This window comes from Pedobacter sp. B4-66 (assembly GCF_018492665.1).
Lineage (GTDB): Bacteria > Bacteroidota > Bacteroidia > Sphingobacteriales > Sphingobacteriaceae > Pedobacter.
On the sequence record NZ_JAFVME010000014.1, the window covers coordinates 15,182 to 27,704 of the forward strand.

Annotated in this window: 11 protein-coding genes; 6 read left to right on the plus strand and 5 right to left on the minus strand. The window is 37.9% G+C overall.

The genetic code is table 11. From position 1 onward, the window contains the following. The first annotated feature begins 117 nt into the window (after positions 1 to 117). Complete coding sequence (locus J1905_RS20330; protein WP_214229061.1) at positions 118 to 834, plus strand: 3-keto-disaccharide hydrolase; 717 nt, start codon at positions 118 to 120, stop codon at positions 832 to 834. Between the two features lie 81 nt (positions 835 to 915). Here J1905_RS20330 and J1905_RS20335 read toward each other — a convergent pair whose 3' ends face one another. The 4 genes from J1905_RS20335 to J1905_RS20350 all read right to left on the minus strand — a co-directional run bounded on the left by J1905_RS20335 (position 916) and on the right by J1905_RS20350 (position 3,056). Further along, positions 916 to 1,398, minus strand: a complete 483-nt coding sequence (locus J1905_RS20335; protein WP_214229062.1) for a hypothetical protein — start codon at positions 1,396 to 1,398, stop codon at positions 916 to 918. Between the two features lie 49 nt (positions 1,399 to 1,447). Next, positions 1,448 to 2,035 (minus strand): DUF3267 domain-containing protein, encoded by a 588-nt coding sequence (locus J1905_RS20340; RefSeq protein ID WP_214229063.1) that lies wholly within the window; start codon positions 2,033 to 2,035, stop codon positions 1,448 to 1,450. A 32-nt stretch (positions 2,036 to 2,067) separates the two neighbouring features. After that, positions 2,068 to 2,493: a hypothetical protein gene (locus J1905_RS20345; protein WP_214229064.1), complete on the minus strand. Its 426-nt coding sequence runs from the start codon at positions 2,491 to 2,493 to the stop codon at positions 2,068 to 2,070. A 116-nt stretch (positions 2,494 to 2,609) separates the two neighbouring features. After that, on the minus strand, positions 2,610 to 3,056 hold the full coding sequence (locus tag J1905_RS20350) for a KTSC domain-containing protein (RefSeq protein WP_068886564.1): 447 nt from the start codon (positions 3,054 to 3,056) through the stop codon (positions 2,610 to 2,612). Between the two features lie 287 nt (positions 3,057 to 3,343). Here J1905_RS20350 and J1905_RS20355 point away from each other — a divergent pair, with 287 nt between their 5' ends. The 5 genes from J1905_RS20355 (at position 3,344) to J1905_RS20375 (ending at position 11,006) form a co-directional block, all read left to right on the plus strand. After that, a complete protein-coding gene (locus tag J1905_RS20355) occupies positions 3,344 to 4,024 on the plus strand; it encodes a response regulator transcription factor (protein ID WP_214229065.1) in 681 nt (226 codons plus the stop codon). Then, positions 4,021 to 5,382, plus strand: coding sequence for a sensor histidine kinase (locus J1905_RS20360; RefSeq protein WP_214229066.1), 1,362 nt, complete (start codon positions 4,021 to 4,023; stop codon positions 5,380 to 5,382). The genes J1905_RS20355 and J1905_RS20360 overlap by 4 nt, the downstream gene beginning before the upstream one ends. 74 nt (positions 5,383 to 5,456) lie before the next feature. Further along, positions 5,457 to 6,740: a TolC family protein gene (locus J1905_RS20365; protein ID WP_250318157.1), complete on the plus strand. Its 1,284-nt coding sequence runs from the start codon at positions 5,457 to 5,459 to the stop codon at positions 6,738 to 6,740. Positions 6,741 to 6,747: 7 nt separating this feature from the next. Next, positions 6,748 to 7,851 carry an efflux RND transporter periplasmic adaptor subunit gene (locus J1905_RS20370; protein ID WP_214229068.1) on the plus strand — a complete coding sequence of 368 codons (1,104 nt, stop codon included), beginning with the start codon at positions 6,748 to 6,750 and terminating at the stop codon, positions 7,849 to 7,851. Between the two features lie 17 nt (positions 7,852 to 7,868). Then, the gene (locus J1905_RS20375; RefSeq protein WP_214229069.1) at positions 7,869 to 11,006 is read left to right on the plus strand and encodes an efflux RND transporter permease subunit; all 3,138 of its coding nucleotides are present in this window, start codon (positions 7,869 to 7,871) and stop codon (positions 11,004 to 11,006) included. A gap of 3 nt (positions 11,007 to 11,009) precedes the next feature. Here J1905_RS20375 and J1905_RS20380 read toward each other — a convergent pair whose 3' ends face one another. Continuing rightward, on the minus strand, positions 11,010 to 12,449 hold the full coding sequence (locus tag J1905_RS20380; protein ID WP_214229070.1) for an alpha-L-fucosidase: 1,440 nt from the start codon (positions 12,447 to 12,449) through the stop codon (positions 11,010 to 11,012). Positions 12,450 to 12,523 lie beyond the last annotated feature (74 nt).

Here is a 12,523-nt window from a genome sequence, read left to right on the forward strand (position 1 = left end):
AGTGTTTTTCTATAAAAAGCTATATTAAACCTAAAATGAAAAGTGTTTGATATATTTCAACTTCAGACCTAATTATTTAAGCTAATTCTTATATTAGCATCCTTAAAATAAAAACTCATGAAAAGAAAATTAATCGTTTTAGCAGTCTCTGCATTCATATTTAGCAGTGCAATGGCTCAAACACCTAATACGCTCTCAAAAGAAGAAAAAAAGGCTGGCTGGAAATTGTTATTTGACGGAAAAACGACAAAAGGATGGCACACCTATCTTAAAAAAGAAGCAGGTGCAAAATGGGAGGTTAAAGATGGAGCAATAGTTTTTAATCCAACCTTGTCAACTGGTGGAGGCGATCTTGTTACTGATGGCATTTATGAGAATTATGAACTTAACCTAGAGTGGAAAATATCTAAAGGTGGTAACAGTGGAATCATCTTCGATATTCAGGAAGATCCAAAATATGGAGCTACTTACCTTACTGGTCCTGAAATGCAAGTATTAGATAATATTGATGCTAGCGATAACAAAAAAGAGAATCACCTTGCAGGATGTTTGTATGATATGTCTGGAGACGCTACAGTTTCTAAACCGGTACCAGTTGGCGAATGGAACAAAGTTAAATTGATCCAGAATAAAGGACATCTTACTTTCTGGCTAAACGGCATCAAAACATTCGAAGGACAAATAGGTAGCGCCGAATGGAACCAAATGGTCGCTAACAGTAAATTTAAAAACAAAGACTTTGCTGACTTTGCGAAAGTTGCGAAAGGTAAAATTGCTTTGCAAGAACACCCGGGCTCTAGCCAGTGGAGAAACATTAAAATCCGTACTTTATAATTCTGCGTGAAGCATAATTGTATAAACCGATATTTATATAAAAAAGTGGGATCATAGTTTATGATCCCACTTTTTTATATCCTATTTGCATTCCGCTGGCGCAAAAGTGAATCTGCCCTTTTCAAAATTGATCGGCTTTCCTTTTACAAAATACGATTTCCCTAATGAGGTTTCAATCTGACCAACGCCCAACACTAGTTTGCCATCTTTTTTCAATAACGCCAACGGATTTTTATAAATGGTTTTGTTTGTACCAATGTTAAAAGTGTAATCAACAAATAATGTATCCCCACTAAATTTCCCCGCAATTAAGCCATCGTTAGTTGCTTTTTCATGATATTTTATAACCAAACCACCAGTAACTTTTCCCTGAGCAGAAGTAACTACATTAAGATGTGCAGTATCTACCCCATCTATAGCAATAAAACATTCTTTACTAACCTGGGCATCTGCAGTATCCATTTTGGTACTATCTTTCAGTTCCGAGGTTTTATCTCCTCCCTGGGTACAGCTAAATGCCAAAGGCAAAGCTATAAATGCTAAATAAAGTGCTGATTTTCTCATGGTCATAATTTAAGTTGATGGATTAATAATTACTATACAAAGTTATACCCTAAATGGTTTTATAAACTATGCATCCTATTTTAGAAGGATGATCTTGTACCAAGATTTCCATATCCAATTTTCTAATCATATTTATCATCATAAAATCACCCCCTGCTGCCATGGTAAAGAACATACCAAATGCAAAAAGTTGAATGTTCCCCGTAATTAAAGCGATAATAGAAGGCAATATCCCCAATAATATACCGGGCATAATAGCGCCAGTTAAATAGTGCCTCAACTTTAATGGCTCTTTACAATGGCAATAAGGCGTAACTGCTTTCCAAATCACTCCGAACTTAATCGACTTAAAGCCCTCCTTTGCAAATAAACACCAGGTTATACCATGAATTAATTCATGAAGTACAATTCCAATAAGGATTACCAAAATCATGATTGCACTTGTCATCAATCCATTCATTTCTTTTGGAAATAAATCCTTAAAGATGTCAAGTGTTCCATCACCCCATAAAAAATAGTAAAGAGGACCAAATAAAATGGCAAAAGGAATAAAATAAAAAATGGAGTTCACTTGCGCTTTCGCAGCATCAATAGTCATTTCCTCCATTTTATAATCAGGTATTTCGAGCTGTTCCATAGTCTCGAACTAAGATAAAAAAGTAAATTGAATTATTTTACCCTCAAATAAAGCGTACTAAATCCGTCGTAATAATTATCGCTAAGAAATAATGAGTCCTTTCTTAAAGACACTACATACTTTCTTATTTCTTTAGCAGGTGTATCAACTTCATTAAATGATATTGCGGTCTCGATTTGTCCGGAATAAATACTTTTTATTGTTGAGAACTCGTATTTACCTTCTTTAACAAGGTTTCCATTTTCGAGCTGTTGATAGGTATCTTTAGATTTAAATGCTAAAACAGACCTTTTTCCTTCCTCAGCAGGTTTAGTTTCTCCTGTAAAACCGCCCCTTGAAAACTTAAGCTCCCAATTCCCAATCAGCTTTTGCTCAATATTTGGTTCAGATTTTTGTTTTTCGCAGGAATAGAAACCTACAGTTGTAAAAGCAAGAATCACCAAAAAGTACACTTTCATATCCATGTTTTAAGTTTTGCAGCTAAAACGGATTAAAAGCAAAAATCGCTACACCTTTCGCATTTTTTAATGCTAAAGATGTAGCGATCTGTATAATTTGGATATAGTTTTTAAGCTTAAGCTGTTTCCAGTTTTACAATGTTTCTGTAAGGGAAAGAACCAAAAATATGTCTGCGTGCAAATCTACCTGGCGAATCAGCATTTACTAATTTTACGTAAACAGCTTTAGGAACACCGAAGTATTCATAAGCACTACCATCAAGAAAATGAACGGTTAATACTAAACCTGCCCAACTATAATCAGCAATACCACAAGTTGCAGTAGTTTGAGTATATTCATCAAGCGAAAGCGCAAGCGTTTCCGGGGCAATGCTAACCAGGAAATGGTAAGCTTCAATAATTTCTTTACTTTTGGTTTCCGCTTCTAATTTAGCTTCTTCGCTATCCTGAAACTTGTCAGGGTGCCAATCTTTCATTAAACCCCTATAAATGGTTTTTAATTCTTTTAATTCGGCATCCTTCTGTACACCCAATAACTTCCTGTAATCAACTATCTTCTTCATAAAATTTGCGCGAAGGTACGGAGTTTTTTTGATCTAATCACATTAAGTTTCAATTAATTAAGAAATATATTCTTTAAAACATATTCAATCCAAGTTAAATTTCCCATTTATGTTTTGGGGCGTTGTCGGGGCCTTACTAGGGCGTTAATGGAGCCTCAGCACTATTAAAGCCCTGGCAAAACCTTAGTAACAGGCTCAGTATTACTTAATAAGTAAATTCCTTCATAATAAAACTCAAATCGAATCTGCATTATTATAAATTAGCAAATACTATATATTTGCGAGATATGTTCAAAATTGGATTAGCAGAAGATGATGTAAAAATAGCCGCCTTGATAAAAAGCGGGCTAGAAGAACATCAATACCATGTTACCCCTATTCATGATGGCAGTTCGGCTCTTGCAGAATTTAAAGATCATGAATATGATCTGGTAATACTTGATATTATGATGCCGGGCTTAAACGGAATAGAAGTTTGTCGCCAATTGAGAACAAAGAACAAAAACCTCCCTATTCTTATGCTCACAGCCCTTGGATCTATTGAGGACAAGGTAATTGGCTTAAGTTCCGGTGCCGATGATTATCTGCTTAAACCATTTCACTTCAGAGAACTACTGGCTCGTCTGGAAGCCCTTTTAAGGAGAAGCGACAAAAAACCGAACGATCATAATACCCTCAATTTTGCTGATGTTACGATGGATACCTATAGTAAATCTGTTAAAAGGGCTGGAATACCAATTGAACTTACCGCTAAAGAATACATCCTGTTAGAACTGTTTTTAAAAAACCCTAACAGATTATTATCCCGGCAGTACATTGCAGAAAACGCATGGGACATTAGTTTTGACACAGGAACCAATGTAATTGATGTTTATATCAACTTCCTTAGAAAGAAGATTGAAAAAGGATTTGATAAACGATTGATACACACAAAAATAGGGATGGGCTATATCCTAAAGGAAGCATGAAAATAAAAGATCGGCTGGCATTATACTTTACACTAATCAGCACAGTGGTGTTGCTTTGCGTGCTGTCTGCAATATATTTTACTTTTATAAAATTTATGCAGGCCGAGTTTTTTGCCCGACTTACGGATCGGACCATGGTTACAGCAAAGCTTTATCTGGAGGCCGATGAAATATCAACAGACTCTCTGACCCGTGTACGTGAGCAGTACCTCGAAAAGCTAAACGGAGAGGTGACCCGTATATACAATAGCAAAAATGACGCAACGTTTATTGGTGATGATCAGCAATACTGGAATCATGAAACCATCGAAAAGGTTAGGCGATATAAAAAAATCAGATTTAAAGATGGAAACCGGCAAGTAGTTGGCATTTACTATAAAGACAATCAAGGTGATTTCGTAATACTTGCCTCTGCGATCGATCAAAGCACCATTTCAAGAGTAGATAAACTTCTGAAAATAATGGGAGCCATTTTCCTTATCATCTTTGTAGGACTTTTGCTTTCTGCCCGATGGATTGCAAAAAAAATACTCCATCCCCTAAATCTTTTCATAGATCAGGTTAAGCTCATTAAATCTAACAACCTTCATTTTAGAGTACAGGAAGGTGTCAATAAAGACGAAATCTACCTACTGGCACAGAACTTCAACAACCTGATGGAGCATCTGGAGCAATCCTTTATTTTGCAAAAAACTTTTGTGGCTAATGCGTCGCATGAACTCAGGACCCCTATCACAAGAATGATTATTGGAACTGAAATCGCACTTTCCCAAGACCGTAGTAAGGAAGAATACCAAAAAGCGCTAACATCAGTACTTGAGGACGCTGAAAAGCTGGAAGACATTATTAGCAGTTTACTTAAGCTTGCTCAGGCTGATTTGGAATACGGCTCTACTCATCTAGAAAAAGTGCGTATTGATGAAATGCTATGGAAACTTCAACAAGAATGGAATCAAAAATCAGATGCTTATAAATTGATAGTTGAAATGAAAGATCTTCCAATGGATGAAGATCAGCTAACCATTTCCTGCAACCCTACCCTATTGCAAATTGCCATTGACAACCTCATTTCTAACGCTTTTAAGTTTTCAGATGTGCAACCTGTAAAATGCACGCTTGATGTTAAAGAAGATGGCATCCATATTTTTATTGCCGACACAGGTGTTGGGATAGACCCTTCAGAGCTAAACAATATTTTTAATCCGTTCTACAGTTCCTCTACTAAACCCGAACATACCGGCAATGGAATGGGCTTGTATATGGCTCATAAAATCATCACACTTTACCGCGGAACAATCACAGTATCGTCAAAAAAAGGCGAAGGCACTACCTTCCACGTGGTATTCCCTCCATTTTAACCCGATTTTAATTTCTCTTTAATTTCAGTTTAATTCATCTAAAGTAGGTTTGACCAAACATTATACAAATGGTCATGATACCTTTTAGATTCAATACCTTTTTAAGCTGTTTACTGCTCTTATTTTCTGCGACCGCAGCTTCTGCACAAGCAACAGATTCGATTAAGTTAAGCTTGCAAGATGCCGAAAGTCTTTTTGTAAAGAACAACTACCAGCTAATAGCCAAGCAATACCAAACAGATCAGGCAAGAGCCGATGTGATAACCGCTCGCTTATTTGACAATCCTGAAATCAGTTACGAGAATATTCTATACAACAAAGACACGAAGAAATTCCTCCAAACGAATAGTACTACGGGGCAATATCAGGGTGCTCTATCTCAAATGATTAAGCTTGCCGGTAAGCGTAATAAAAATATTAAGCTGGCTACCACAGGAGTTAAACTAGCTGAATATGAATATTTCGATTTGATGCGCACCTTACGCTATACCCTCAGCTCTACTTTTTACAAGGCTTATTATGATCAGCAATCTGCCAAGGTGTATAAGGAACAGATTAATTCCTTAAAACTTCTATTGAGCGCTAATGAGCAACAATTAAAGATGGGAAATGTTGCCATGAAGGATATCATAAGGATTAAATCTCTTTTATACAGTCTGCAAGGCGAATACAACAGTCTGCTTAATGATATTGAAGACCTGCAAACTCAGATTAAACTGATGACAAACATCACGCCTGATGCAAATCTTGAACTAGTTGTTTCAGCAGATGAAGAAAACAATTATCAGCCGGATAAAAAAGCGTATAGCAACCTACTTGATACAGCAATAACCTATCGTGCAGATCTTCAGCTGGCTAAAACAGGAATCGCATATGCGGAAAACAACCTAAGATTACAAAAGGCCAATGCTGTACCTGATGTAGAGTTGTCTCTTACTTATGACCGCAGAGGTGGTTATCCTGACAAGTATACCGGTATCGGCATAAAACTTCCAATCCCTTTGTTTAACAGAAATCAGGGAGAAATAAAGAAGGCGAAAATTGCAATTGACGAGGGGCGTTCTAATCTAAGTCAGCAAGAAACCATTCTAGAAAATGAGGTATACAACAGTTATGCTTCGGCACTAAGAACAGAAAAACTATACCGGGGTTTCGACAGCAATTTCAATTCTGATTTTGACAAACTGATTGTTGAAGTAATTAAAAACTTTAAAAACAGAAACATCAGCTTACTAGAGTTTATGGATTTCTATGATTCTTACAAAGCGAATACACTTCAGATGAACACATTAAGATATGAGCGGATGAACGCCAAGGAAGAAATCAATTTTGTTACCGGATCAACCATTTTTAAATAACGCACACATGCAAAAAATCATTAAAACAATCGGCGCGATCACTGTTTTCTCTGCCGCTGTTATACTTTTACCGAGCTGCTCGGAGCAGTCAAAAGAGGCTCCTAAGGAGGATAATTTTGTAGTTACAGACTCTTTATTGAAAAGACTGGAAATAGATACGGTACAGGGTGCTAATAACCAGGCCGACCTTAATTTCTCGGCAAAGATTACGGCCAACGAAGAACGGATGTCTAAAGTTTACCCTATGGTAAGTGGTTTGGTGCAAAATGTTCCGGCCAAACTTGGCGATCGTGTAAGTAAAGGACAACTACTAGCCACCATGACCAGTGCTGAAATGGCAGGCTTTGATAAAGAAGCCATCAGCTCTTCGGCAGAGTTAAGAAATGCCCAACGCAGCGTAAAACTTACTGAGGATATGTTTAAAAGCGGATTGGCTTCGGAAAGGGACCTTGATCAGGCGAAAAATGATTTGCTGGTTAAACAGGCCGAAGACAAAAGAAGCAAATCTATTTTATCATTAAATGGAGGCAATAAAAATGGCACTTATGCATTAAAGGCACCAATATCTGGTTTCATTATCGATAAAAACGTAACCAGCAATATGCAGGTTAGACCAGACAATAATGCAAACTTATTTACCATAGCCGACCTTTCTGACGTATGGGCATTGGTTAATATTTACGAATCAGACATCTCCAAAATTAAAGAGGGCGATGAGGTTAACATTTCAATTCTATCTTATCCAGACAAGGCATTTAAAGGTAAAATAAGTAAGATATACAACATATTAGACAATGACAGTAAGGTAATGAATGCACGCGTAGTGATTGATAACCCCGGTTATTTATTGAAACCGGGAATGATGGCAACTGTACAAATTGCCACCCGAAATGGTGCAACTTTGCCGGTGGTAAGTACAGATTGTCTCATTTTTGACAACAATAAATACTACGTACTGGTACTTGATCCTGTAAAGAAAGTACGCATTCAGGAAATAGAAATAGGTAGAAAGTTTGAAGACAAAGCTTACATCAGCAAGGGCCTTAATGCCGGCGACCGGGTTGTTGCCTCTAAACAACTATTTCTGTACGACAGTTTGAAACCTCAATAACCACTTAACTTACAGTAATGAATCAATTCATTAAGTCGATCATAAACTTTTCCCTTAAAAATAAATACTTCGTATTTTTTGCCACCTTTATTTTAGTGCTGGCGGGATATCTAAGTTTCAAGCACACTACTATTGAGGCTTTTCCGGATGTAACTAACACCAACGTAACCATTATAACACAATGGCCCGGTCGTAGTGCCGAAGAGGTTGAAAAGTTTGTTACCCGACCACTCGAAATTGCGATGAACCCTACTGAGAAAAGAACAAGTATCCGTTCTTCTTCTCTTTTTGGATTATCGATAGTTAAAGTCACGTTTGAAGACAATGTTGACTATCAGTTTGCCAGGGTGCAAATCAACAACCATTTGGATGAGGCCGACCTCCCTTCTGGTGCAAAACCAGAAGTACAGCCACCATATGGTCCTACAGGGGAGATTTTCCGCTATACACTTAAGAGTGATAAGAAATCTGTTCGGGAACTAAAAACCTTGCAGGATTGGGTGGTACAGCGTGAGCTGCTTTCTGTACCCGGCATAGCCGATGTGGTAAGCTTTGGTGGAGAAGTTAAAACCTACCAGATCACCGTTGATCCTCAGAAATCTTTACAGTATGGCGTTACAGCAACCGAGCTTTTTGATGCCGTTTCTAAGAGCAACATTAATGTCGGTGGTGATGTTATTGAGCAAAGTGGACAAGCTTATGTAGTTCGCGGAATTGGTGTTTTAAACAACATCGATGAAATCAAGAACATAATTATTGATAATTTTAATGGTACACCAGTATACGTTAAAACCATTGCTGAGGTTACAGAATCGGCCTTACCAAGGTTAGGGCAGGTTGGCAGAGATCATGACCCCGACGTTGTCGAGGGCATAGTTGTTATGCGTAAAGGCGAAAACCCAAGCGAGGTAATACACGACCTTAAAGAGAAAATTAAGGATGTAAATGAAAACATTCTACCGGGTGATGTAAAGATAAGTCCGTTTTATGACCGTGAGGATTTGGTAAACTTTGCCACTCATACGGTAATGCACAACATGCTTGAAGGGATCATTTTTGTCACTCTGATTGTGTTCTTATTTATGGCCGACTGGAGAACCACACTGATTGTTTCGGTAATTATCCCACTGGCACTCCTCTTTGCCTTTATTTGTTTAAAACTAAAGGGAATGTCGGCGAATTTACTTTCTATGGGAGCCATAGATTTCGGGATCATCATAGATGGTGCGGTAGTAATGGTTGAAGGGATTTTTGTGGCCCTCGATTACAACTCCCATAAAAACGGGACGGAGAAATTTAACCGGATGAGTAAATTGGGTATCATTAAAAGAGCTTGTCTGGAAAATGGAAAGGGTATTTTCTTTGCCAAGCTGATTATCATTACCGGCTTAATGCCAATCTTCACTTTCGAAAAGGTAGAGGGTAAAATGTTCTCGCCATTGGCATGGACACTCAGTTTTGCATTGTTAGGGGCGCTATTATTAACCTTTACACTTGTGCCCGCAATGGCCAGTGTATTGCTGAGAAAGAACGTTAAAGAGAAACACAATATATTTTTAGAGTTCCTCACAAAAGTCGTGATGCGAGTTTATACAGCATGTTTTAAAGCCAGAAAACTTGTATTCGGTATAGCCATGGTCATACTTGTGGTGGGACTGTTTAGCTTTAAATTTTTAGGTACAGAGTTTTTACCTACTCTGGATGAGGGATCGATATATGTAAGAGCAAGCGCCCCGTTAAGCGTTTCGTTGAATGAAACCAAAAAGCTTTCAAACGAAATGCGGAAGATATTTTTAAGCTTTGAGGAGGTAAAACAGGTGATTTCGCAAACCGGCAGACCAAATGACGGCACCGATGCTACCGGATTTTACAATATGGAATTCCTGGTCGACATATATCCAAAATCCGAATGGAAACGCAAGCAAACCAAAGAGCAACTGGTAGAGCGTATGCAGGAAAAACTGAAGGGCTATCCGGGTATTAGTTTAAACTTTTCTCAGCCTATTTCTGATAACGTAGAAGAAGCGGTATCTGGCGTAAAGGGGTCTATTGTTATTAAAATGTTTGGTAACGACTATACCTTTATCGAAAAGCATGAACAACAAATATATAACATCCTAAAAACAGTTAACGGAATTGAAGATTTAGGGATTCTTAGAAATTTAGGTCAGCCTGAATTGCAGATCAACCTGGATCAAAGCAAAATGGCTCTGTACGGAGTTAGAACTGAGGATGCGAACTCTATTATAGAAATGGCCATTGGCGGCAAAGCAGCCACCCAGATTTATGAAGGAGAGCGAAAGTTTGATCTTCGAATCCGCTATCCCGAAGACTTCAGAAAAGATGAAGCTTCAATTGGAGCCTTACGCATCCCTACTATTTCTGGCGCTAAAGTTCCATTGAGTGAGATTTCTACTATCCGTAAAATTACAGGCCCTAGTATCATTTACCGTGATAAACACGAACGTTATGGAGCTATTAAATTTTCGATAAGAGGTAGAGATATGGGTAGTGTTATTGCCGAAGCACAAGCAGAAGTAAAGGCTCAAATTAAACTTCCTAAAGAATATAAACTGGAATGGGCAGGTGATTTCGAAAACCAACAAAGAGCTACCAGTCGTTTGTCGGAAGCAGTACCAATCAGTTTGCTACTTATATTTTTCATCCTGTTTGTACTGTTCGGAAACATCAAAGATTCATTATTGGTATTAAACAATGTACCGTTTGCCATGATTGGTGGTATACTTGCCCTCCTGGCTACTGGAATAAACTTTAATATTTCGGCAGGGATTGGGTTTATTGCTCTGTTTGGAATATGCGTACAGAATGGTGTAATTCTGATTACCCGATTTAAAAGCAACATGGCTGAGTTAAAACATCGTCCTGATTGGACTTTTGCTGAGGCACTGAGAGATGGTGTTGCCAGCAGAATGCGTCCGGTAATTATGACGGCGCTAATGGCTGCAATTGGTTTAATGCCAGCTGCATTATCAACAGGAATAGGTTCAGAAGCTTCTAAACCTTTAGCAATTGTGGTTATTGGAGGTTTAATAACCAATACTTTGTTTAACCTATTTGTATACCCAATAGTTGTCTATTGGGCATACAAAAAAAAGGTTAAGCATTTAAGTTTACCATCTGTACCCCAGAACTAATGCCTATAAGTCCGGTGCTTTGTAAAGTTGTACGCTTGAAAGTACCGGGCAGGCATTTGATTCTAAAATGTTTACCCTGATCTTGCTGGTCTTTACAGTTGGGAATACTAGAATTCTTTTATGACCGATGGTAGTTTGAGTATCTAAAGATTTAAATTCAGATCCTTCCAGATATTCTACAGAGAAAGATTTAACTCTTTGCCCTAGTTTAATATACTCCTGAAGTACAATACGGTTTAATTCAGTCTCTTTACCCAAATCGATAGTAATCACTGCATTTTTAACCTGATCATCAGTAGTCCAATAGCTCTCGTTGTTTCCGTCGGTTAAGTTTTGCGCAGTAAACTTCTTGTCTTTTCCTCTGATGTTACTTACTGTTACTTTTTTACCTTTTGCAAGGTCAGTCTTGTAAGCTACATCAAGATATTTTTTGAATTCCATTAACCTGGTAGAATCCGTTGGGTGGATTAAACCATCCCGATTTACCGGCACATTTAACAACAGGTTACTGTTACGCCCAACCGAAGTATTGTAAATAGATTCTAACTGATCAAGTGTTTTAACCTGATTATCGGTATTGGCACTATAAAACCAACCTGGTCTGATAGACACATCAACCTCTGCAGGAATCCAGTATTTACCATTCTCATTTCCTGTATTAAGAACTTTACCTTCCGGAGCCTCTGCTCCTACTCCAAAGCCATCAGTATTTAAGGTAGACCAATTGGTTTCTCCTGCAACACCTCTTTCATTACCCATCCAACGAATATCCGGACCGATATCACTAAATATTACTGCCTGAGGTTGGTTTTTACGAACTACATTATAAAACTTAGGCCAATCGTAAGCTTGCTTTTTCTCACCGCCATTTGCCCCATCAAACCATTGTTCAAAAACACTTCCGTAATTGCTCAGTACTTCATTAAGTGTATTGGCAAATACATCGTTGTATTTAGGAGTACCATATTCAGGGTGATTACGATCCCATGGAGATAAGTAAACTCCGAATTTTAAACCATACTCTTTACAGGCTGCAGATAGTTCTTTTAACACATCTCCCTTGCCGTCTTTCCAAGCGCTTTCTCTAACAGTATGTTTACTGAATTTACTTGGCCACAGGCAGAAACCATCATGGTGTTTAGCCGTAATTATGATTGCTTTCATACCTGCATTTTTTGCTGTACGTGCCCACTGGCGAGCATCTAGTTTTTTAGGATTAAATACCTTTGGATCTTCATCGCCATGCCCCCACTCTTTATCAGTAAATGTATTTGGGCCAAAATGGATAAACATATAATATTCCATTTGTTGCCACGCATACTGATTTTTGTTAGGAACCGCACCATAAGGTTTAGGTGCTGCTACGCTTGATTGCCCATAACTGTTTGCAGTAAACAATAATGAACATAAAGCCGCAGCGGAATAGGTTTTTAATAGTTTCATTGTGTATGGTTAGATAAGAACTTTAAAATTGCGATTAAAGTGCTGTTAAAAATTCTATGATTTTGTCATAAAAA